This window comes from Butyricicoccus sp. AM05-1 (assembly GCF_003474415.1).
Classification (GTDB): Bacteria; Bacillota; Clostridia; order Oscillospirales; family Butyricicoccaceae; genus Agathobaculum; species Agathobaculum butyriciproducens.
The window spans coordinates 94,442-117,645 of sequence record NZ_QUDG01000009.1 but is presented as its reverse complement, the minus strand read 5'-3'; the positions used below and the strand labels follow the sequence as shown (position 1 = coordinate 117,645).

22 protein-coding genes are annotated in these 23,204 nt (G+C 48.6%); 6 read left to right on the top strand and 16 right to left on the bottom strand.

Features of this window, described 5'->3' with window-relative positions; all coding sequences use genetic code 11:
- Positions 1 to 170: 170 nt before the first annotated feature.
- The gene (locus DW088_RS12240) at positions 171 to 1,355 is read right to left on the bottom strand and encodes a tyrosine-type recombinase/integrase (RefSeq protein WP_117492469.1); all 1,185 of its coding nucleotides are present in this window, start codon (positions 1,353 to 1,355) and stop codon (positions 171 to 173) included.
- A gap of 89 nt (positions 1,356 to 1,444) precedes the next feature.
- Positions 1,445 to 1,630, bottom strand: a complete 186-nt coding sequence (locus DW088_RS12235; protein ID WP_110436195.1) for a helix-turn-helix domain-containing protein — start codon at positions 1,628 to 1,630, stop codon at positions 1,445 to 1,447.
- Between the two features lie 180 nt (positions 1,631 to 1,810).
- Between DW088_RS12235 and DW088_RS12230 the strand changes: the two genes are divergently transcribed.
- Complete coding sequence (locus DW088_RS12230) at positions 1,811 to 3,010, top strand: S-layer homology domain-containing protein (protein ID WP_117492470.1); 1,200 nt, start codon at positions 1,811 to 1,813, stop codon at positions 3,008 to 3,010.
- A 53-nt stretch (positions 3,011 to 3,063) separates the two neighbouring features.
- Here DW088_RS12230 and DW088_RS12225 read toward each other — a convergent pair whose 3' ends face one another.
- The 4 genes from DW088_RS12225 to DW088_RS12210 all read right to left on the bottom strand — a co-directional run bounded on the left by DW088_RS12225 (position 3,064) and on the right by DW088_RS12210 (position 9,812).
- A complete protein-coding gene (locus DW088_RS12225) occupies positions 3,064 to 7,494 on the bottom strand; it encodes an S-layer homology domain-containing protein (RefSeq protein ID WP_158574687.1) in 4,431 nt (1,476 codons plus the stop codon).
- A gap of 147 nt (positions 7,495 to 7,641) precedes the next feature.
- Positions 7,642 to 8,523, bottom strand: a complete 882-nt coding sequence (locus tag DW088_RS12220; protein ID WP_118360935.1) for a phosphoadenosine phosphosulfate reductase family protein — start codon at positions 8,521 to 8,523, stop codon at positions 7,642 to 7,644.
- Positions 8,507 to 8,860 carry a type II toxin-antitoxin system PemK/MazF family toxin gene (locus DW088_RS12215; protein ID WP_117492473.1) on the bottom strand — a complete coding sequence of 118 codons (354 nt, stop codon included), beginning with the start codon at positions 8,858 to 8,860 and terminating at the stop codon, positions 8,507 to 8,509. Before DW088_RS12215 ends, DW088_RS12220 begins: the two co-directional genes overlap by 17 nt.
- 712 nt (positions 8,861 to 9,572) lie before the next feature.
- Positions 9,573 to 9,812, bottom strand: coding sequence for a helix-turn-helix domain-containing protein (locus tag DW088_RS12210; protein WP_117492475.1), 240 nt, complete (start codon positions 9,810 to 9,812; stop codon positions 9,573 to 9,575).
- A 180-nt stretch (positions 9,813 to 9,992) separates the two neighbouring features.
- Here DW088_RS12210 and DW088_RS12205 point away from each other — a divergent pair, with 180 nt between their 5' ends.
- Positions 9,993 to 10,418 carry a helix-turn-helix domain-containing protein gene (locus tag DW088_RS12205; protein WP_117492477.1) on the top strand — a complete coding sequence of 142 codons (426 nt, stop codon included), beginning with the start codon at positions 9,993 to 9,995 and terminating at the stop codon, positions 10,416 to 10,418.
- 41 nt (positions 10,419 to 10,459) lie between these two features.
- Positions 10,460 to 10,894 (top strand): ImmA/IrrE family metallo-endopeptidase, encoded by a 435-nt coding sequence (locus DW088_RS16765; protein ID WP_110437197.1) that lies wholly within the window; start codon positions 10,460 to 10,462, stop codon positions 10,892 to 10,894.
- A 30-nt stretch (positions 10,895 to 10,924) separates the two neighbouring features.
- On the opposite strand, the gene DW088_RS12195 is transcribed toward DW088_RS16765, so the two are convergent.
- The 4 genes from DW088_RS12195 to DW088_RS15680 form a co-directional block, all read right to left on the bottom strand.
- The gene (locus DW088_RS12195; protein ID WP_117555250.1) at positions 10,925 to 11,554 is read right to left on the bottom strand and encodes an ABC transporter ATP-binding protein; all 630 of its coding nucleotides are present in this window, start codon (positions 11,552 to 11,554) and stop codon (positions 10,925 to 10,927) included.
- Between the two features lie 28 nt (positions 11,555 to 11,582).
- Positions 11,583 to 12,245, bottom strand: a complete 663-nt coding sequence (locus DW088_RS12190) for a hypothetical protein (RefSeq protein WP_118285584.1) — start codon at positions 12,243 to 12,245, stop codon at positions 11,583 to 11,585.
- Positions 12,242 to 13,066, bottom strand: a complete 825-nt coding sequence (locus DW088_RS12185; RefSeq protein ID WP_110436185.1) for a hypothetical protein — start codon at positions 13,064 to 13,066, stop codon at positions 12,242 to 12,244. Before DW088_RS12185 ends, DW088_RS12190 begins: the two co-directional genes overlap by 4 nt.
- 109 nt (positions 13,067 to 13,175) lie before the next feature.
- Positions 13,176 to 13,580 (bottom strand): hypothetical protein, encoded by a 405-nt coding sequence (locus DW088_RS15680; RefSeq protein WP_147356568.1) that lies wholly within the window; start codon positions 13,578 to 13,580, stop codon positions 13,176 to 13,178.
- 220 nt (positions 13,581 to 13,800) lie between these two features.
- Between DW088_RS15680 and DW088_RS12180 the strand changes: the two genes are divergently transcribed.
- The 3 genes from DW088_RS12180 to DW088_RS12170 are packed head-to-tail and all read left to right on the top strand — an operon-like array spanning position 13,801 to position 15,022.
- The gene (locus DW088_RS12180) at positions 13,801 to 14,178 is read left to right on the top strand and encodes a PadR family transcriptional regulator (protein ID WP_158574423.1); all 378 of its coding nucleotides are present in this window, start codon (positions 13,801 to 13,803) and stop codon (positions 14,176 to 14,178) included.
- Positions 14,175 to 14,570, top strand: coding sequence for a hypothetical protein (locus tag DW088_RS12175; protein WP_110436183.1), 396 nt, complete (start codon positions 14,175 to 14,177; stop codon positions 14,568 to 14,570). Before DW088_RS12180 ends, DW088_RS12175 begins: the two co-directional genes overlap by 4 nt.
- 11 nt (positions 14,571 to 14,581) lie before the next feature.
- On the top strand, positions 14,582 to 15,022 hold the full coding sequence (locus tag DW088_RS12170; RefSeq protein ID WP_110436182.1) for a hypothetical protein: 441 nt from the start codon (positions 14,582 to 14,584) through the stop codon (positions 15,020 to 15,022).
- 45 nt (positions 15,023 to 15,067) lie between these two features.
- On the opposite strand, the gene DW088_RS12165 is transcribed toward DW088_RS12170, so the two are convergent.
- The 6 genes from DW088_RS12165 to DW088_RS12140 are packed head-to-tail and all read right to left on the bottom strand — an operon-like array spanning position 15,068 to position 23,160.
- Positions 15,068 to 15,970 (bottom strand): conjugal transfer protein, encoded by a 903-nt coding sequence (locus tag DW088_RS12165; protein ID WP_117492395.1) that lies wholly within the window; start codon positions 15,968 to 15,970, stop codon positions 15,068 to 15,070.
- Between the two features lie 23 nt (positions 15,971 to 15,993).
- Entirely contained in the window at positions 15,994 to 16,995 is a 1,002-nt protein-coding gene (locus DW088_RS12160) for a bifunctional lytic transglycosylase/C40 family peptidase (protein WP_117492370.1), read from the bottom strand.
- Positions 16,992 to 19,358 carry a CD3337/EF1877 family mobilome membrane protein gene (locus DW088_RS16760; protein WP_199720438.1) on the bottom strand — a complete coding sequence of 789 codons (2,367 nt, stop codon included), beginning with the start codon at positions 19,356 to 19,358 and terminating at the stop codon, positions 16,992 to 16,994. Before DW088_RS16760 ends, DW088_RS12160 begins: the two co-directional genes overlap by 4 nt.
- 53 nt (positions 19,359 to 19,411) lie before the next feature.
- Complete coding sequence (locus tag DW088_RS12150; RefSeq protein WP_117492372.1) at positions 19,412 to 21,859, bottom strand: ATP-binding protein; 2,448 nt, start codon at positions 21,857 to 21,859, stop codon at positions 19,412 to 19,414.
- Positions 21,843 to 22,238 carry a conjugal transfer protein gene (locus DW088_RS12145; protein ID WP_117492374.1) on the bottom strand — a complete coding sequence of 132 codons (396 nt, stop codon included), beginning with the start codon at positions 22,236 to 22,238 and terminating at the stop codon, positions 21,843 to 21,845. Before DW088_RS12145 ends, DW088_RS12150 begins: the two co-directional genes overlap by 17 nt.
- A 16-nt stretch (positions 22,239 to 22,254) precedes the next feature.
- Positions 22,255 to 23,160: a radical SAM protein gene (locus DW088_RS12140; protein WP_117492376.1), complete on the bottom strand. Its 906-nt coding sequence runs from the start codon at positions 23,158 to 23,160 to the stop codon at positions 22,255 to 22,257.
- Between the last annotated feature and the right edge of the window lie 44 nt (positions 23,161 to 23,204).

Here is a 23,204-nt window from a genome sequence, read left to right as displayed (position 1 = left end):
GAAGCGAAGGGAACGGCGGCGGTTTCGCCGCGGACATTGCGCTGACGCCGCGCGGGCGCACAAGAGGGTAGACAACCTGCGGTTTTCCCCCTCTTGCACCCTTAAACGCCTATATTACTGGGCTTTAAGTCGTTTTTTCGAGAGGCGTACACCAATGTTACACCTTTTCGCTACATAGCTTCAAGAACGTCTAACGCTGTCAGCCGTTCCTGTTCCATAGCGTGAATGTAGATATTATATGTGGTGGAAATACTGGCATGCCCCATCCATTTGCTTACTACGCTGATGCTTACGCCAGCATTTAACGCACGGCTTGCAAAAGTGTGACGTAGCTGATGGATCGTGAGCGGCTTGTCTATCCCCGTGTGCTTCAACATACGCTCAAGTAAATTGTGCATACGGTTATTAGTGAGGAAGCCGCCTTTTTGCGAACAGGCAACATATTTGCTTTTGATGCCGCATTGCCTGTAAATCATCTGCAATTCCCTAAGTGCGTTGATTGCTTTACTATTTAGTGGGATAATCCGGTTGCTGCTGGATGTCTTAGTGCCTTTTACCTGTAAGGTGCTTTTGGACGTATCTTTTCCGGTATCCCTGTTCTTGATCTTTGCCAGATTTTTATTTATGGATACCGTCTTGCTTTCAAAGTCAATATCAGACCATTCCAGCGCAAGCAGTTCACCACACCGCAGGCCGGTATGCAGCATAAATACGATCAGGTTTCCGTGAACAAAAAGCGGACGGCCTGTACCATACTTCTCTCTGGCTGCTTCCTCCAACCGTTTAACCTCTGCATCCTCTAATATCAGCATTTTCCGCTCTGGCTTAAACTTGCTCCGTTTTGCCATGATAACATTTGCCATTGGGTTTTTAAGAATGTCACCCTCAGTATAGGCATGTTGGAAAACCTCAGAAAGTATCTGCCGGATCATCTTGACGATAGTATAAGAATATTCAGTGCTTTTCTGGTTTAACAGTGTTTGAATATCAACCGCTTTGATATTCCCAAGTTGGAAGCCGCCAAGCGTCGGCTTGATATGCGTGTAATAGACAGACTCCAACCGATCAAAGCTGGTATTCTCCACGGCTGCGGCCTTGAAAGTATATAACCATCGCTCAATATAAGTGCTAAGCAATACTTTTCTACAATCCGTAATGCCATGCACTATTGTTTTCTTAAATTCACGCAATTTCCGTCTTGCTTCCGCTTCTGTCTTACCATAGACATAACGCGGTTTCAACATCTTTTCGTCCTTATATTTGCCGACCCAGCGGCCATCTTTCCGCTGATATACACTACCCTCCCCATATCCGCGGATTCTCTTAACTTTATTGATATTTTCTACTGTATTCATGCGTATCGCTCCTATCAAATAAACAGGGGCGGCAGCATAAACAGCTAACGCATATATTATAACGCCGTCCCTCTGTAAAGGCAATTCAATCAGTAAAATATCTCTTTCCCTTTATTTGCTTCAAACCACCGGTCAAGTTCACGTTCATTCGTCAAATAATCCCGTCCCACTTTCACCACAGGCAATACGCCTGCTTCCAGCAGGCATTTTAGCTTGGTTTTGCCAAAAGGGAACAACTCAAGCAAATCGTCCTGCGTCAAAATTTTATAATCCATAAACCACAGCCCTCCTGCGTATTGGTTATCATCTATGCAGCAACAATTTACTGCATCTCGTTTGCAATTCAAAATCCCCACATGGTTTTTGTGCGCCATGCCCGCTACCGGAACGGACAGCAACATGATATAATGAAACCATGATAAACTTTTCTGTTCTTTATTGTGGGGTATGACTTTATGAAAAAAGAAATCACATCTATCTTGTGTGCGGCAGCTATTACCTGTTCGGCAGGCGCCGCCAATGTTTCAAACTTTTCGGACGTCCGTCCGTCGGACTGGTATCACGATGCGGTCAACTATGTTTGCGAAAACGGGCTGATGAATGGTACATCGGATACGGCGTTCAGCCCGAACGCAACTACCAGCCGCGGCATGATCGTGACCATCCTGTACCGACTGGCAGGTTCACCTGATATGCCCGAAAGCAACTGGGGATACCCCTATGCAGACGTAGATACAAACGCCTATTACAGCGCGCCTGTCTACTGGGCGCGCATGAATGACCTCGTTACCGGGTACAGCGATACGCAGTTCGGCCCGAATGATGCGATCACCCGCGAGCAGCTTACGGCCATCCTGTACCGCTACGCGGACCACCTTGGCCTTGATACAGATACCGGCTTTATACCAGATAAATACTATGATTTCTCGGACTATCAATCAGTTTCCCGTTACGCAACAAACGCCATGAGCTGGTGCGTCAACAAGGGCATTGTCAGCGGCTCGGACGGAAAGTTAAATCCGCACGGGACAGCTACTCGTGCCGAAGTCGCAACAATGCTGATGAACGCGGAAAACATCTTGGACGCAAATGAACCGACGGAGCCGGAAACACCGGTTTCACCAGACGGACAGCCTGTGCCGGATGATACCGACAACGAAACCGCAGACGATAACCAGACCGTAACAGATGAAATCAGTCTACGCCCTATCGGCAAATCTGCGGTAGACGAGTACGGCGGCTATTGGGATTATGACCTGTCCAATGCCACCTTTGACGCCATCAACGACCTGCGCGAAGAAAACGGTTTGCCACGTCTGACTTACTCGTTGAAAGTACAGGAATGGGCGGACACTCGTTCCCGCGAAATCTGGATTGTTGACGAACGAGACGGGGATATTTCTCATACAAGACCGGATGGCTCGGTGTTCGCATCTGTTGGTTATGGATGCAATGCTGAAAATGCACTCATAGGTTTAATTACAACCAATGCGCAGGAAAACTTAAACAAATGGTATGGCTCACAAGGTCATCGAGAAAATATGCTCAACACCCGTTCAAAAACTACTGCTGTCTCTGCCTATGTCCAAGGTGAGAAAGTGTACGCTTTGCAGCTTTTTGATAAACTAACAATAACAGAATTAAATAATCGGTAAGCAAATCCCTCGTTTCACAACGAAACGAGGGATTGCCTTTTCCTATAAAATTGTTAAATCCAATACTCATTCCCGTCTGTGTCAAGCACATAATCGTGTTCGTGCGAGACTTCAGTAATCAGGTCCTCAGAAGAACCACTATCCGTGAAATATTGGATATGGCCGCTGTAAGCCGAGGTATCCGGGTCGGTATCCCGTCCGGTAAGCTGGCAAATCAGCTTGGCAAAATTCAGGCGGGACACATCACCGCTGAGCCCTGCATTCGTGCCAGTGATATACTTCACAAGCGTATTAAGCTGTTCCGAGGTAGCCCAGATTCGCAGATAGCCTTTTTCCGAAACCTCATAATTGATTTCGTAATCAACATCTTCGGTCATTTTCGTTGTGTCGAATACGCTTGCGGGCAGCACACCGATAGAGACAAAATATTTTGCTTCTTCGGGGATGCTGAACTCGTAGTCCGGCACCGTCACCGTGCCACGGTCCAGCCACGTGTTCCCGCCGTTGGAAATCAGACGATATGCTACGATGCACGCTTCTTGCAGTGAAATACGGTCTGCGGGTCGCCACATATTTTCGTCATAACCATTATAAAGCTGATAATGAATATCAGTTATCAAATCAGCAACTGAGCTGATAATTTCAACTTCCGGCGACTTTCCGATAGCATTGCCGTTATCGCCCTCTCCGGTCGCATAGTTGACGTAGGTCTTGCCGCCTGCATCGTTCTTAAAGCGGACGGTAAGCAAAATTTTATGCGATTGGCCGGGTGCAATGTCACCCAATTCCAGAGTGAATGCCTTGCCTGAAAAACTCCATTTATTACTTAGGACTCCGTTCACATAAACATTGTTTTGCAAAACAGGCGTTACCACAGAGGTATCCAGCGTATCTTTCAGCACGACGTTTTCCCACATTATATCACTGTGATTTCCAACAATAACCGTAAATGTTGCCGTTCTGGATACTTCGTCGGCATCCTTACTTACATCAACCACCGTCTTATCCACATCTTTTGTGACATAGAAGCCGGTGGCATCATTAGGGTTTTGCGGCTCAACCTCCGGTACGGTTACGCCGTCATCTGTTGCCGTGCCGATGCCGTTATCGCCGGTCACATCCACGCTGTTTTGAAGGGTCGTACCGGCCGCTGTGTCAAGTACCTGCACATCAAAGGAGATTACTACGCTTTCGCCTGCAGCCAAATCACCCACCAGCACGGACAGCGCGTTACCGTTCAGCTTATGCAGCGCCACCTTACCATCCAGATACACGTTGCCGATCAACTTCACGCCAGCCGGAAGCGTGTCGTATGCCACGACGTTTTTCCACGGCGCAGTAGCCTTATCGCCATTTTTGACCGTGATCTCATAGGTGAACATATCGCCAATATCAGCTTTGGTCACGCTCGCGGACTTAGTTACAATCGGGTCGGCTTCGCCCTTGTTGATCTGCACGCCTGCATCCGGAAGCGGCGTTTGCTCGTTGCCATCCGTCAGAATAGCCGTATTGACGATAAATTCGCCCTGCATACCCTCGTCTACCGTCACATCAAAGGTGTACACCACCTGCGTATCCGGTGCGATTGCGTAAGGCGTGAGCGTCAGCGTGCGTGAAGATGAATCGTAGGAATATTCCGTCGTTGCCTGACCGTCTTTCTGGACGTTGCCTGTGAAAGTCACACCATCCGGCAGAGCATCGGTCACGGTAACGCCGGTCCAGTCCGCCGTTGCCATTGCGCTATTTTCCAGCGTGATCGTGTAGGTGATTGTATCACCCACGCGCGCGGTCATTTTATTGGCTGACTTTGCACCCGCACGGCCGTCCGGCGTGCCGTTCTCGATGGTGACGCCGTCATCCGTGTCCTCCGTATCCGGCGCATTGCTGCCGGAAGCGACCGCCGTGTTCTCAATCATCATGCCGTAGGCATCACTGTTCACCAGCACATCAAACGAAATAGTTTTCGTCTGGCCGGGGGCGATCGCATCCAGCGGAACAGAAAGGGTTCGGTTTTCATTGTCATACTGATATACCGTTGAGTAGCCGTCCACTGTGACGTTGCCGCGGAAGGTCAGGCCATCCGGGATAGCATCCCGCATCACCGTGTCGCGGATATTTACCTCTGCACCCGCACCATTGGAGACTTGTACCGTGTAGGTCAGAGTATCACCGACACGAGCAGAAGATTTATCAACACTCTTGTTGATGGACAGGTCGGTCATACCGTCTGCAACGACAACGCCGTCGTCCTTGTCCTGTACCGGCTCGGTGTTGTCCGAAGTCAGGGTGGCAAGGTTCTGAATCGTCGTATTGTAGGCATCTTCGTTGACGGTCGCCACAAAGGAAACCGTGCGGCTGGTATCCGGCTCAATGCTGCCGACGTTTACCGTCAGCAGGCGGGTATTTTCATCATAGGTGAAATCACTCGTGCCGCTGCCGTCCAGCATGACCGAGCCGTACTCGAACGTCAGGCCAGCAGGGATAACATCAGTAACGGCCGCATTTTCTACGGGTACAGTCGCGGTCTCGCTGTTAGAGAGCGTCAGAATATAGGTGATCTTGTCGCCGACCTTGGCAGAGGACTTGTCCGCCGACTTCTCAATGCTGGGGCGGGCTTTACCGTCACCGATGGCAACACCGTCGTCTGTGCCCTCGGTGTCCGAAATATTGTCACCGGACATGACCGCAGTGTTGTAAACTGTTTTGCCGTAGGCCGATTCATTGACGGTCGCTGCAAAAGTAACCGTCGTTTTTGTATTCGGTGCAATTCTGTCCAGCGGCACGGTCAGGGTACGGGTCTCGTTATCGAATGAATAACCTGTACTTACACCGTCTACCTGCACGCTGCCGTCCACAAAATCCAGTTCCGCCGGGATAATGTCGGTCATGGAAGCGTTTTCGATTTCATAAACGGCACCCTCTGCGTTGCCGAGCGTGACGGTATAGGTGATCTTATCGCCGACCTCGGCGGAAGGCTTGTCCGCACGTTTTTCCACATAGGGCGCGGTGTCGCCCTTGTTGATATAAACACCGTCGTCTGTGTCCTCATACTTGCCGGTTTCGCTACCGCTTTCATCCTTAACGATACCGTTTGCGCCCTCGGCGACTGCGGTGTTGTAGATCGTCTGGTTGTACATATCGCTGTTCACGGTTGCTTTGAAAGTGACTGAAACCGTCTGACCTGCGGCAATGTCGCCCAGAGGGACAGAAAGCAATCCGTTTTCAAACGAGTGCTTTGCCGCCTTGCTTTCTACGTACACGCTGCCATCCGCGAAAGTCAAGCCGTCCGGAATTTCGTCGGTGAGGACGACTTCTTTCCACGCGGAAGAAGCTGCTTCATCATTCGTCAGCTTCACCGTATAGGTCAGGGTATCGCCTACATTGGCGGTTTTGGCGTTCGCCGTCTTTTCAATGGACGGGATCGCATCACCGTTCGTGTACTGATAAACGATCGTGCGGATATAGCCGCGGTACTCGTATGCCGGGATGACCTTGGGTGAACTTTCTTCCTTGCCCGCTGTGGTGACAGTTTCAGCAAGTTCCTTGCCGTTCTGGTCTATGAATTTTTCAACGATGATGTTGTAAATACCGTCATTGTAGCTGAGGCCGTGCCATTCTTCCGCGCTGTGCGGAATGCTGGCTTCTATCAGATCGCAGTAACCCCAGTGATTCTCAACCAGATCATTGTACGGACATTCGATGCCCAGCTCTTTCAGCTTGTCCAGCGTGACGTTACGGTTAATCATACCGTTTACCAGCCGCACGACCTCGGCACGGCTGATCGGCTCATCCGGCCGGAAACTGCCGTCCGGGTAGCCCTCTACCCAGCCAGCGTTTGCGACTGCATTGATATAGCTGTACGCCCAATGGCCGTTGGGAACGTCGTCAAAGAGATTGCCGCCCTCGTAGTCCAAATTGGCGAACCGCGCCGCCATGACGGCAAACTCCGCGCGGGTGACGGGCGCATCCGGCGAGAATTTGTGTTCATCCGTGCCGTCTACAATTCCAATGTTATACAGCGTTTCGACTTCTTTGTAGAACCAGTAATCCGTCTTGACGTCCTCGAACGTGCCGTTTGACATGCGGCGCTCAAACTCTGGATACTCGCCGTCATAGAGACGGTAAAAGACCGTAGTTGCTTCTGCACGGGTCATGGAAGCATCCGGCCGCACGCTTTCGTCCGGGTAGCCGACAATATAAGTCAGATCCTTATGGGAGTAGACGTACTCGACGTTTTCCGTGTAATCGACGTAGGTGTAGTTCTCGATTTCCTGCGGCTGCCGTTCCTCATGTGTTACGCTATATATCTCTTGCTCGGCAATCTCCTTGCCGTTTTCCGCGTCGATATACTTTGCCGTTACTTCGGCAAGCGTGCTGGTGCTGTCCGACGCGGCAAAGGCCGTGGCCGGAAACGCCGACGCAGACAAGAGCAATGCCAGCCCCATCGACGTAAGCCGCTTGAGCCGTTTCTTCAAAAAATCCATTTCCTCATCCCTCCATCTCAAACTTATTTCCAAACCGATACTGCATGGATTAACCATGCACCGAGTAGCACACTGGAACCACCCCCTTGAAATTTGGCGTGTATATAATAAAACCGCGCGGGAATCCGCACGGTACATACCTGGGCTCTATCCGTCAAAGCCCTCAATCTTCATTTGTCCCTCGATATTCCGGTCCTGCATCCACCAGCGGAATATATCCTCGCCAGTTGTCCCAGCACGCCATGTGCTGTCGAGCTTGCCGCGTGCAACACGTTCTTCGAGCATTCGCTCAAAGGCACGGATGTAGGCGCGCTGATACGTGGGATACCGGCCGAACTCAAACAGACGCATTCGACGTCCTGCCATCGGGCAACCCACACAACCGACCCTATGGAAGCCGCACGAATACAGCGGATTTATCGGTATTCTCTCAGCATGGATATACGACCACACATCATAGTCCGACCAATCCACAATGGGATTGCAGACCCGCTTCGCCTGCAATTTGCAGCTCTCGAACAAAAGGCGGGTATCTGCATTATCGTTGTTGATAATGACCTTTTTGCTGAGATCGTGCGGCATACTCTCGTAAATGCCGCGTTTGGTACGGCGGCTGGCGCTTTCCGCCCAGCGGACACCCGTCGTAATCATGCGGCCAGCGCCGCCGCTTTCTTTCAGCACCGAACAGCAGTATCTTACTGTTCTTGTGGGCGGCATCAGCTTTTGCGGTATAAGCATCCACATATTGACCGGTACGCCCTTGTAAGTCGGGTAATTGACAGTACATTTCACACCGGCGAGCTCCAAACGCCGGAACTGCTCGCGCACGTGGTATACAGTCTCCGGTGCATCCACGCTGGTATGGTTGTGCATGACCTCATAGCGGATACCGGAAGTGGCGGCAAGGTACAGGCATATATCGCTGTCTTTCCCGCCACTCACTGTAATAATCAATGGCTTACCGTAATAGGCTTCGCTCATTTCCGCTGCCAACCGCAGACGGGCGATTGCTCTATGTTCTAAATCCATCCGTCAGCCCCAAACTGCACATCACACTTTCATCAATCTTATTCAATGTCTCTTTATCCATTACACCGACAAAATTCCCCAGTCGTGCTTTATCTACTGTCCGTATCTGTTCTAACAACACAACCGAATATTGCGGCAAGCCCTGCATACAGACGGGCACATGAGTAACAAGATGCTTGTCCCGATGCAAATTGCTTGTAAGCGGCGCTACAATCACCGTAGGCGAGTATTTGTTTCCAATATCATTTTGCAAAATTACAACAGGACGCACGCCGTCCTGTTCTGAACCAATAACAGGACTGAGATCAGCCCAAAACACATCACCACGTTTATACATTTATTTCACTCCCACTCCAAACACTGAACTTTTGGAATTAAAAAACTTTCCCGTATCGTAGATACCGTCCTGCCAAAGAACGAAGCACATACCTGATATTCTGCTACAATGAACCGGTCGTCCGGATGGACAAAGATAACAGTAGCAGGTACGGTCTTACGGCAACTGGTTTTTGCCCAGATACAATCTATGATTGCGGGCCGCACTAATACACGTTCGCCAACCTCGTATTTATGTTTCTTTGGTTGGATTTCCCAATCTGGCATTTCATTCACATCCTGTCTGCTTGTTGTGATGTACGCGCGACAGACAGTAATCTCCCGTCTGCCGCAAAACCTTAAAACACTTTAGACACATCCTTTCCTGCTGCCAAGCCTATTTGTTCTCAACGCCCCGGCTTGTGGGGAAGCAGACAGATGATCGCTGGCGAACGATTCCATAGGCCGTTTTACCTCTGCGTGGTTCTCACATCAGCCGCCCCCATTGCTTGTGTCTGTGGCTGGGCGGAAGTCTCATTATCTGTCTGCGTGTCGTCGCTTTACGGGTGCCGCCCCGTATTTCGTACCGTCATGGTTTACCGCTCTGCCGGACTTGTCCGGCGTCCCCGCGCATGGGTACCGCAGCTCGGCGCAAACAGTTTTGTATCTGCTGCCTGTATATTCAATTTTCAAGGTGCATATGTAATCCGCTTTCCTTTTTCAAAAAGTACATTTTATTGGTCTTTCCTTTTGGTATAATCACCCTGAACAGCGATGCCAAGTATTTCGCATATCGCATCCACGATTTTCGGCGTCGCAAGCTGTCCGGTTTCGATTTTGCGAAGATAGGAGCGGTCAAAATATAACCCTGTGTGCCGCTTGACTTCTTCGATCAGCCAGCCTTTGCTTTGCTCAAGAGCAATAAGCCGATGGTTAATTTTTTTACCAAACGAGCAAAGTTCCCTTTTTTTCATGGTCAACTACTTCCTTTCTATTGACATTTACATAAAAGTGTAATATTATATATTTGTTCTGTAAATTACGTTTTAGCGAAATCTATGAGTGAATTATATTATTCTGTCGCGTAAGTGTCAACGTGTAAAATTTCGTTTTTACGTAATTTTGGCATATACTACAAATGGACGGGTGATTTTATGTCAGAGTTGTACAACAAAATAGCTGCATTGTGCGCGGAAAAAGGAATTACAGTTACAGAGCTATGCAGGCAATGTAAAATAAGCCGTGCATCGCTGTCCGATCTCAAAGTGGGACGAAAGAAAAACCTTTCTACTAAAAACCTTTCAAAAATTGCCGATTACCTAAATGTGCCGATTGAATTTTTACTTAACATGGAGCAAAAAGAAACGCCCGTCCTGACAAGGCGGGACGAGCGTGACATAGCAAAAAGACTGGATATGATTTTAGGTGATCTTGGCGACGCCGAAGCAAGCCTGATGTTTGATGGTGAGCCAATCGACGATGAAACGCGGGAACTCCTGCGCATTAGCCTGCAAAACCAGCTTGAAATTTCCAAACGGATTGCCAAGCAAAAGTTTACTCCAAAAAAGTACCGGAAATGAAATAGAGGTGCTGCATATTGTCAATAAAGCATAAGGTCGATATGTTATGCCGAAAATGTGATACCAGAGACCCGTTCACAATCGCTGCAAAACTCGGTATTCGAGTTCTCCACGAACCCCTTGGAAGTATCAGAGGATATTACAGCCGCACACACAGAATCAAGTTCATACATATCAATCAAGACCTTTCAAAAGAGCGACAGCGGCAAGTATGCGCGCACGAATTAGGACATGCAATCTTACACCCGAAAAGCAATACACCATTTCTGAGAGCAAACACGCTCTATTCTGTAAACAAGCTGGAAACAGAAGCGAACCGTTTTATGGCGCTGCTGTTGCATCCAGCAACTGAGATTCAGGACTATGCTCAATGCGGCTATACTCTTTATCAAATAGCCGATATATGCGGACTAACGCCGGAATTAGTAGAATACATTATAACCACTTATAACAGAAATGATGCCGCCTCATCTTGAAGCGGCATTATCTTTATGATATTTTTGCTATCAGTTTAATATGCATCCATCCTGTAAATGGATAACTTGATTACAGACTGACATTATATCTTCTTGATGATGGGAAGTTAAAATGATTAATTTTCCCTGTTCTTTGTATTGAAGTAATATACTTCGCAAAATATCTACCGACTCTGCATCAAGCGCATTGAATGGTTCGTCAAGAAGAAGTAAGGAAGGATCCTCCATAATTGCTTGAATAATTCCTAATTTTTGTTTCATTCCCAAAGAATATTTTTTTACAATCTGCTTGGAGTTGAAATTTAATCCGAATTTATCCATATAATGCTTAATATCATCATAAGATATTATGTTTCTTATCTCTGCAAGTAATTTTAAATTCTCTAACCCGCTAAGATATGGTAATAGTTCAGGCTTTTCAATAATGATTCCTATATCAGGCGGGAAAGATATATCTTTATTCAAAACTTTGCCATCTACAGTAATAGTACCACGATTTAAACAGATTAGCCCTGCTATAGCTCGTAGAAGCATTGTCTTTCCACTACCATTTTGTCCAACAATCCCATAAATATTTCCACTTTTAAACTCAAAATTTATATTATTAATTACAAATCTGTGATCAAGTATTTTTGTAGCATCTTGTAATTTAATAAGCATAATATCCTCTTTCCAACACTATTATCATTTAAAGGACATCCATATTTTTGGACGATTTTCTTCCAAGATAATATGTAACACTTATCCAGCCGGCGATAACTAAATAACTTATTATAGTATCTCTAAATAACCAGCTAAAAATCAAATATATATTAATTGGGAAAAACTTATTTAATAGTGGAACAATCGAAAAAATTTCTGCAGTAAAAAAAATATAGACTACAATATATGATGCTGCCATATATTTTTTCTTGCATTTTACTTTTATAATTAAAGATATATTTATAAATATAATAAATCCACAAATACATCTTGCAAATTCTCTAATTAACCCCCAAAAGGATATTGCATAAATTTTTCCGAAAATAATCTGAGTAATGAAAATGATAGAAAGCATCCAAATAATGGTATAAATTATTGCAAACCAATACTGCTGATCACGCAACAAAGTAAATGAATGTAACTTATTTTTTGTACGTACCATAATAACTGGACTGATAGAAGAATCTATTATGACAGCACCAAGCACAAATGCAGGCATAATAAGCATAACAAATGTTTTGTCTGAGAAAATGTTTTTGAACCACAAATCTTGCGTATCAGCAAAAAAAGAAATACATAATAACGGGAATATAAAGTAAAGGAATCCCACCCAAATAAAATATTTACTTTTGTGACTAAATAGAATCATATTATATCCCTATTTCTTCTATAAGCAATCGTAAATAATAATATTTCGAGAATAAAATATCCACTTAAAACCAATAGTATGTCCTTAAGCTGCGCAGCTCCTTCGTAACACGAATTCAACGGCTGCAAAAAATTTCGTAAGACAAAACGTTTAGGTAGTAAAAAGTCACTTCCATAAGTTATTAATAGGCATAAAATAGAGGGAACGAAAAAAGCCACATATATGTTTGGAAATCTAAATATCATATGTATAATAACAGTTAAAGCCGCCAATACAGACAGTGCCAGGGAATTTAAAAATGCGAAAAAAACTGCTGATAAAACAGGTGAAATTTCGTAAAAAAAATTTGCTGCAGAATGTTCAATAGGAATAAACATCCGATAGACATCTGTCATGATCGAATTTTGTGGAAATATGGAAAATGTTATTAAAATATTTATAGAAAAAGAGACAATTGAGTTTACCATTGTAACAAGAAACACAGATATAACCTTGGAAGTCAAATATATTGCTCTACCTTGTTTAACAATGTTATATATTTTGAAAGAGGTTTTCTGATCATAAAATAGAATAAAACCAGTCGATAATACAGGAAGAAGTAAAAACAGTGCATGATAAACTTTAAATCCAATGCCACCGGGAAAGTTGAAAAGCCAATACTGGTAAGCGTTGATTCCATAGTATGAAGCAAACATAGAATCAAGCGTTAAAAAACGAGAATATAAGGGATCTACAATTGCTAAAAAAAACAGCACACCCAAAACTATCCTTACAGTAATTGAATTATATAACCTTTTGATATCTATTCTTAAGCAACTCATATTAACCTCATAAATAACCTTGGGAAGTCGCCATATAAGCACTCCCCAAGGTATCTTCATATAATATGTTATACAATACGTTTAACTTAAATTCATAATAGCAATACGCTTAGTATGGAGACCACCTACCCTCAATTGGATAAGTGGTAGAGGTAACGCTATTATTATCAATATTCAGTGTGACTTCAGTTTGAATAGACGGTTTGTTAGTATAATTCACATTATTAATTATTCCATTTGCGGTAATGGGGTGATTGGGAGATGAAGCATTTACCCCCCAACCGGTTTCAGTCCAAACATTTACAGAACCTAATCCGGATCGCGATGATTTGCAAGACACAGCAAAATAGTTGTTTGTATATGCCTTTTTAACTGTTGAAACTTCCACATCACCAGTATCCGCCGGAAGCTCACCGGTATAATCATGCCAATTATCACGAGGCTCTATCTGCGTTTCAAACGCAGCGGCTGAAACTCCCAATGCAAGGACACAGATCAGTAATAAACCAACCATTCTTTTTTCATTTACTATACATACTTCACCCTTCTTTCTCGATTAGATAGTAAATCTTCCTAAAGTATATTCTTCTATCACCCCTTTGTAAAAAACTGTTTTATATGATGTAATTTGATAATCCAATTATATATAAATGCAAATTATTAAGCAATACTAAATATTGACGAAACTGAAATGATGTGATAGTATAATTTCAACAAACATGTTTGGTGGCACCATGAAAAAGGAAAGCAAATCTACCAAGGATACTGGCCACTCCTTTGCAGATTACTTCAAACGCGCATTGAATCCCTTGCTCGTGCTTTTGTTGCTATCTGAGCAACCAATGTATGTCTATGAGATGATGCGAGAGATATCTAAACGCAGTGATGGCAGATATACTATTTCTCTGCTCTATCCTGTAATCCAACGCCTGTTATCTCAAGGGTATGTGTGCGAAGGCCAAAAAGCGATTTCAGACGATAACCGTGTCCGCCAGTATTACGAAATCACTTCCGATGGGATATCGTATTTGCGACAGATAGAGGCCGTTTATGCTGAAATGTCTAAAGCGATACAGCAAATTCATCAAAACACCGGAGGTGGCAACGCATGATGGAGGATAAGATTGTGCGTCAATATGTACGTGCAGTTTCCCGCAAACTAATCTGTTCTAAAGCAACACGCTCCAAGTTATTGAACGGATTGAAACAGGAATTATCGGCTTATTCGGAATTGTCATACAACGAACTATGTGCAAAAGTTGGTAATCCTGAGCAGATTGCAGAACAACTGCTGGAAAGCGTTGACGAGACTGAAATTGCTGTTAGCAAGCGCAAGCATCGATTTGTCATTACTCTCGTAATAGGCATTTTAATCGTATTGTTACTATTGCTGGCTGCATATTACATACATGCACAGCAAGTTATACGCGGAGATTTCTATTTTACTCGTTCTAACACAGAAAGCGACGGGCAACTTATTTCTGATGAAATGTTAGAAAATTAGGAGGCTTCATTTTGAAAAAGCGTATTTGTTCCATAGTTTTAGCAGTTCTTATGCTTGTATGTTTTACAATTCCAGCCTTTGCTGCTGATGTTTCCAACACCACAATTATTGATTGTGGAGACGGCTATTACCTGAAAGTAACGCTAACTGAGTATGTTCCCGAAGCAGCAACCAGAGCCATTTATCAGAAAACCGCAACATCTAAAGCTGATGCTTATCATGGAAACACCTATATCGGCACGTTCTATTTGAATGGAACATTTCAGTATGATACTGTAACTTCTAAGGCAACGGCCGATAGCTGGTCCGCTTCCTCCTCGTATGGTTATTCCGGCGATTCGTCGCGGTCGGGGAACAAAGTATCCGGCTACTGCACTTTCAATTATGCAGGCGGGAAAAAACTCACTATGTCTATAACCTGTGATAAGAACGGTAAAATCAGCTATGACTGATAAAAAGGAAACCATCCGCCCATTGGACGGATGGTTTTTCTAATATTAACAACTGATTTTCCAATTCCCCTCAACCTGCCGCAGATGCAACGTAAACTGCGACACCTGCGTCATACCCGTCCGCTGGTCAAGATACTGCACCGCCACATTCGCCGTCACAGCATCGCCGTTCTTGGTAAAGACCGGATTCACCAGCCCCGCAAACACATAGCTGTCGTTCCCAATCACCGGCAGCGCACCACCGCTGACATAATAAGAAAGCTCCTGTTCCGTCGCCGTTGGGTACAGCGTGAAAAACGTGGTCAAAAACTCTGTGATCTCCGTAGTTTCTTCCGCGGATACCGTACCGTCCGGCTCGGCAGTTTCAGGAACGTAGCCGGACTTTTGGGGCTTGCCCGTGATTGTAGGGCTCTGGATGATGACCATATCGCCCGCATCGTCCACATACACGGAAACCTCATAAACAGACGTTATAACACTGCTTTCCTCCCCGTTTATGACATTTTGCGACACAGAATAGACAATTTTATACACTTTATCCCCAATTTCTTCCACAGACCAAATCTGCACATCTTCCACTTTAGAAGATACCGGCACATCACTGCGCACCGTGTCCACGTTCAGGGTCAGCAGCTCGTCCGTGAGATAATATTTCAGATTTTCCGTGCGCTGCTCTATTGAAGCCGCAGACTGTTCCCATGAGTAATACACCTTGGCGAAATTGGTCACAAAGCTCTCTATTGCATTCGTGTCCGTGACTTCCTCCTGCACTACCGTCGTTTCATGGACGGTATGCGTATCCACCGCTGTAAAATCCTTATACACCGCGAAAGCAAACGCGCAGATAAGCAGCGCCCACAGCGCGATCACCACCGGCCGCCGCGTCCCAATGCTGAGGACACGCGGTTTTTTCTGTTTCTCCTGACTTTTGTTTCTATTCTGGAACATATCATTTTCCTGCCTTTCGTCATTCATTGTCCTACCCGTCCGGCACAGACCAGATGCGCCTGCCAATAGGCGCTGGTCAAATCTGCAAACCCGATCGGGTTTCCTGCGTGGTACATCCGGTTATCGCCCACATAAATCCCAACGTGCGTGATATAATCGCCGCAGTTATACGTCCCCTGAAAGAACACCAGATCGCCGGGCTGGGCGTCCCCGAACGGGATGTGCCGGGTCACGTCATACTGCGCCTGTGCGGTGCGCGGCAGCGTGATACCCGCCACGCCATAACACCATTGCGTCAGGCCGGAGCAGTCAAAGGATGTTGTCGGGGACGCACCGCCGTAGACATATTCCCAGCCCTGGTATTTCAGTGCTTCATTCATGATCGCATTTACGGTCTCGTTATCAAACTGTGCGGCATACAAATACTCCGATACCAGCCGGACATAGAACATATTGCCGTAGTTGTAGCGCCAGCCGCCGTTTTCCGCGATGGATATTTCATTCTTGTAGGTAACACGCACCCCGCCGGACTTTTCCTCTGCAAACGCCTGCGCCAGTTCGAAGCTGTACTTGCCGCCGTGCGACGCTACATAATCCAGAAACCCGCCGCCGTAGTTGTACGCCTGTATCACGCTGTCCAGATCGCAGCCGAGCCGGTCCGCCTTGGCAAGCAGCTCCGAGAAATACTCACAGCCCTGCCGGATTGAGCTTTCTGTATCCAGAGAATTTGGCGGCAGGCCCATAGATTCTGACGACTGCATCACGTCCTCCAGCGTACCGCCGGATTCCACCTGCATGATCGCAAGCAGGACATCGACGTACTCGGAAATGCCGTACTGCGCCGCGTACCGCTCCACCATCGGCCTGTGCGCCAGCACCTCGGCAGACAGGTTTGCGCCGCCATAGTAAATGCCGCCCCTGCCGCCGTCCTCGTCTGATGCAAACAGGAGGGCAACCAACAGGAGCAGGCAGAAAAAGGCGGCAAACAGCCCTGCAAGGGGCAGCGCAAGATATTTCAGTTTCATCTGCCGCCGCCCCCGTCCTTCGTGCTGTCTGTACAGCTGGTATTGCTATCCCCCCTGTTTTTCGGAGAGGAAGCATTTTTCCGCTGTGCCTTTCCCGCCTTCCCTTTTGCGGAAGCCCGCTTTGATACAACCGAACCCTTCACCGCAGGCCGCGAAACCGCCGGTTTGTCCTGTTCCCGCGCGGCATGGTTTTCCTGCATAGGCATAACAGGCTTGCCCTCTGCGTCCTGCCGCACAGCCGGACGGTTTACTGCATCCGTCCTCCGGATCCCGACATGGACGGGCTGCTTTGCCGCTTCTGTCTGCGGCGCGGCCTGTTGGACTGTACTTACCGGCTGTGCTGCCAGCGGACGCTTGTGCGGCGCTGGATTGCTTGACGCATTACCTGTAGATGATACGAGTTTCGGCGCTGCCACCGCTGCCGGACGCTCATGCGGCTGTGTCTCTGTACTGTGTACCGGGCTGACAGGGCGCTCCTGCTGTGGCGGGGCAGGCTGTTTTGCCGCTGTCCGCTGCCCTTCCTCCTGCACCGGCTTTGCCGCTGGAGCTGCTACGGCCGGCCTTGCGTGTATGGACGACTGCTCCGCCTGTTTCATATTTTTCCTATCCGAAATATCATAGTTGTGAGAAACCGGGACTGCCATCGGGCGCGCATTGCTTTCTGTCGCCCTGTGCGCACTGTCCGGCGCTGCACTATCCGAATCTGCTGCCTGCCGCGGCATATCCGTTTCGGACTGTCCGGATACTTGCCGCGCTGCGCCAAGCAGATAAACCGCAGGGGCATCCGGTCTGCGGTTCTCTGCATCAGCCGAAACGGCTTTATCCGCATAGCCCTCTGTATGGGATACCCCACCAGACGTAATCTCCTTTGCAGATGTTTCCGGTAAACTGTGTACAGCACCCGGCTGTGATGCCCCGCTGCTTCCACCGTTCGGCCGGTTACTGCGGTACCGGTATGCTCCCCCTGATGCGCTGCTGGAACGGCTGTTCTGCGCACTGCCGCCATCATTCGGTCTGCTGGCCGTCGCCGCGCGCATGGTACGGTTGAGCCTGTGAAGCTGATGGTGCAGGAACATCCGCGGGCGGTGCATGATATACCTGCCCATGCCGCGGGCACCGTCGTCATGGAGGGAGAATATGCTGAGCAGGTCGCCCAGCTTGAAATAGATCCCCGCGAACACGACCACCTGCAAAAACGCAATGATAAAAAACGGATAGCCGCTTGCAATGCGGTACAGCATCGTGGAAATGCTGAAAGCCACCGTGATGACAAGCGTAATACCCGCCCGCGCCAGGATCGTATTGAACAGCTTGATTACCGCGCGCCTGCTGCTGCCCTCGAACGTCGGCGCCATGCTGAGCACAAACGACACCGGCAGGAACATCGCATAGATGATGAAAAGCACCTGCGAGAAGATCATCATGCCGGTAAGCAGGAACACGAACACCGAAATGCCGATATTAAACAGGAACAGGAAAAACACTGTGCCGAGCCGGTTCACCGTTTTCGTAACCGTGAGGTTTGTATTCCCGTTGTCCTCGATCTCGGCCTTGACTGCGTTTTCCCGATCCTCGCCATTGTTTTCACTGGGGCTCGCGGATAGGATGTTATCAATGCGTTCTTCGCCTACCGCGTCCGTGTCCGTATCGCCGAATTGCAGAAGCAGCCACGGCTGCTTTACCTGGATGGAAAACAGGCTGTCCCGTATCAAATCCACACTGTCCGCGCCGCTGTTCTCCGCGTCCGGCAGGACGATCTTTGTCCCAACCGAAAGGCTCGCTGTGCTGACGTCCTCGGAAAACTCGTTCAGGCGCTTCACACAGTCCGGCGCATAGGCGATCAGCGCACCGGACAGCACGAAGATCATCACCATGTTCATCACCGCGCGTACGGCCTTTGTGGTTTCCCTTTTTATCAGACCAACATAAGCCACATACGCGCCAACAATCAGGATAATCAGCAGGAGGAATCCCGCATAAAACCCATCCGAAGAAAGTCCGCTGGGCGAAATGCCTGCGATAGACTGAATGTTCCGGCCGATCTCGTCCGCCGCATCTGAAATAAAATCCAGCCCGTATGCTTCCTGCACCAGATAGCCGGATGCGTTGGAAAGATACAGGTTGATCGTCCAGATAAAGTTGGTGATGCAGTACAGGCCGTACATGACCTGCTTGCCGATGCCGTCTATCCAGTTCCACGGCAGCCAATCCCACCCGTTGTCAACGTAGAAGTCAAGCTGGTAATTTTCCAGCGGGTAGCGGCTGTACTCGTGCGCCGCATCCACACTATCATCCACCAGCCCCACCGCGCCCGCAGACGGGCAAAAAGCAGTAAACAGCAAAACAGCGATTGCCGTTATCATCAGCAAGGCAACCGCTGTACGCTTTATCTGTCTGAAATTATATCTCCCGTACGTCATACTGCCACCCCGGCTTTCATCGGCGGCTTTGTGTCAAACCCATGCAGGAAATCCGCAAACACCGGATGGAACTGCACGACGCCCACATGCCCGTATAAGTCCTGCATCAGACATTGTCCGTTTTCGAGGTTCCGCAGCCGCTTCTGGTTACCCTCGTCCTCAGGGTCAAGGCCGAAAAATTCCAGCGTCTTTTTGATCTCCACAATGTCCGTACTGCGGAACGCGAATTTCAGACCGATATTGTTTTTCAGACTTTCGTCCGCGAGGTCTGCCGCGTTCTGCGTGACGAAATACACCGCTGCATTCATGGCGCGGCCTGCACGTACCAGCTTGTTTGCCAGCGTCTTGCCCTGCGCCACGTTCAGGAACGACCATGCTTCATCCAAATCCACGATCTTGAACACGCTCCTGTCCGTATGGATGAAATCCAGCGCAAAGGTGCTGATAACAATGAGCATGGCGACAGACAAAAGCTCCATCGTCGTAAATTCCTCAAACGAAGTACCCTTGTCCGGCAGCACCAGATCGGCCACCTGTATGATATTGAGCTGCTTTTCAAGGCTGATGGACTTTTTGATGTTCCCATCCGAAAACAGCAGGTGCGCAAAGTCGTAGTCCGTGAAGCTCTCAATATGGTCTGCGATACTCACCGCAAGCGGTGAACCCTCTTTGCGTAATTCCTCAATGACACAGAACAGGCCGCGCCGTTTGCTGTTCGTGACCGTGCGCACCGCCCGCCGCAGGATGGGGAAGTGGTTGCCATCCCGCGAGGAAATGCCGGTTAAAAACGTGAGAATATCTATCGCAAGACTTTCCGCGTCCTTGGGGCGGCGCATGATGACATAGGGGTCCAGCATCCCACGGTTGCGCTCGTCCGAGGTCAGGTTGACAATATTGATCTCGTCCGCGATCTCAGGGAAATCACGCTTCCAGTTCCCGCGCTCCGCTTTCGGGTCTACGATCAGCGCCCGCGCGCCGTACAGCACCGCGTAATACACCAGCAGGTTATTGGCAAAGCTCTTGCCGCCGCCGAGCGAGCCGAGGAACGCCGCAGACAGCGCGTTTGTGACCGAGCCTTTCACGCCCTGGCTGGCCAACGCGGGCTGCAAATACACATTCCGGCCGGTGTCCACGCCATAGGCAAGATAGATACCGTCCTTTTCCCCGAGCATCTGCGCCGCGCCGAAACCGAGACCCGCAAGGAAATCACTCGTAACATACTGGATATAGTCGTTCATATACCGCTTACTTGCCGGGATAAACTCATGGTGCAGGCCGATCATATCACCCACCGGGCGCACCAGCTTGACGTTCATATCGTCGTAGAAATCCCGTACCGCATTGCACCGCCGCTTGAGTTCTTCCTCGTCCGGCGCGGTGACGCGCACCACATAGGACAGCTTGTACATGGCTTCCTTGCTTTGCCCCAGTTCGGTTTCCAGCTCATTCACACTGTCCAGTGCTTCCGCAATTGATGTGCTGGTCTCGTCCCCGCTTTCCCACGCATGGTTGTCCAAATCCTTTAATTCCTTTTTCTTATTGCGGACAGTGGACAGGGCTTTCTTGTTGGTGATGATCTCAACATTCATGCTGGTATCGACGGGGAACGTGAATTGCTGCTGCTGATAATAGAAAATCTCGGACGACGGGAAATCCAGCTCCCCGACCACATCCGAGATCGTGAAATAAGCAGTATACGCCTCACAGTCATCATGCGATATGCGCAGGTACCGCCCGTATTCTTCCATCAGGCAGCGCGTGGGCTTGATCAGGTCGTACCGCTTGACAAGCGTTTCACCCTTTAATTTCTTTTTGGGCAAATGAAATTCATAGTCCTCATACGCGGTGCCGCTTTTCCCGTACAGGTGTTCCAGCAGATAGCCGAAATCATCCTTATCCAACCGCCGCACCTTAAACCGGCGCGAAATCTTGCTTTCCAGCAGCTTTTCCATCTTCTGATAGCGCAGTATTTCATCATTCGGCATGGATGCGAAATCACCCATCAGGGTATGGTTCACATCCCGCAGGAAACCGGAAAAGATATTTGCCGCCTGACGGCCGATATTCCCGCTGTCCTGCTCGTTCAGCAGCAGCTTGAAGCCGATATAGAACCGGTAGTCCACCTGATTTTCCCCGATCATGGAGACAAGGGCTTCCGTCTGTCCGTCTATGCGGCGCAGCGCCGCTTCCCGCAGGTTGCCGGAAGCATACGCCTTGGAACGCTCCTGCGCCGCACGGATGCTGGATTCCGTGCTGATCTGCAGGGCGTGTATCTTGCCGTCCCTGTTCTGGGCGATAAGCTGACGGAACGCATCGTGTACCGCTTCTTTCTGTTCCACACTTAAAAACGAGTAGTTGTATGGGATAAGCTCATAGTATGCGAAGCATTCCCCGTCATGGTTCCAGACAAGGTTGTTTTCGATATATTTAATCGGATACTGCATCTATTATCACGCTCCTAACCGCCGTAATGGGCTGTCCTGTTTTCTCCTTGCGGAATTTTACTGCCTTGCCTGCAAAGGTCTGTTTAGGGCGCAGCAGGTAGGCCGTATACGACTTGACAAAGCTGAACGGCTTCTTGCCGTCCCACGTTTTTTGGCTCATAAACCATGTGACGCCGACGGGGATACCGAAATACTTGAGCAGCGCACCGTCTATCATGGAGAGCGGCGGCAGTCCGCCCAGCGCCAGCACCGCAAACTCGCAGGCGACAAACCAAGCCATTTGCGAAAAGGTGATGGGGAACGGCAGGCGCATATCATTGATCGCGTATATGACTTTCTCAACAGACCAGATACTGCTGTAACTTCGTATTTTCTTCACATCATTGCACCTCTTTCTATTTCCGTCTGCGGTACTCATGCCAGCCGCAGGTATAGAATATTTCTTTGCGGTTTACCCAGCGGGCAAACCGCTTTTGTTCTGCTGTCGGCTCACACCCGCCGTCATAGTCCCGGTACGGCTGTGCGAATGGCTGGATGCCTAATGCTTTCAAGACAAGCGCGCGGTGATACGCTTCCTCTACATCCTGCACCAGCATATACGACCACAGGCGGTGTGTACCGATACCGGCTTCCCGCAGATAGGCGACGGCCTGCGCGATCACAGGCAGCATATCAGACGTATCACAGGACAGCCGCACATACTTCACCCAATGCAGCTTAGCGAGCATTGCGGCGATCTCCGGTGTAATAAGCCGGGTGTCTAACCCTTGGTTGAAATCCACTTTCACATCCGCATGGCCCATTTCCTCTATCTGTTGCAAACCGTGCTCGTGCGCCAGCACATTATTGTCCAAAAAAATGATCGTCCGGCTGTCCGGACGCTTGATCTCCTGCCATGTCGCGGCAGGGCGGATGCCGCCCTCTTTGCGCGGGACGATACACCACGGGCAGGAACGGATACAGCCGCGCGTAAGGAAACCGACAGCATACGGGTAACGCGGGTAAATCGAGTAGTCCGGCGGCATGGCTTCTATTTCCTCCGGCAGGCTGCCGTAATCCCTGTACCCGGTACCGCCCCTGATGATCTCATCCGACTGCATGACCGTATCGTTATCCGGTGAAAAGGTAAACACCTTGCTCATATAGATGCGGTCATAGGGCAGCATCCCGTCCCACCACTCGACCATATCACCCAGTGCCTTGTGCCATGCAGAAATCCGCATCAACGCAAGGTTCGGGAAACCGTTGTGCCCGTCCACATCGACAAGGCCGATACGGCGGGCATCTTTAGTATGATTCATTTGTTCTAACTCCTGTTTTCCAAAAATATATGGGTAAGGGGGCG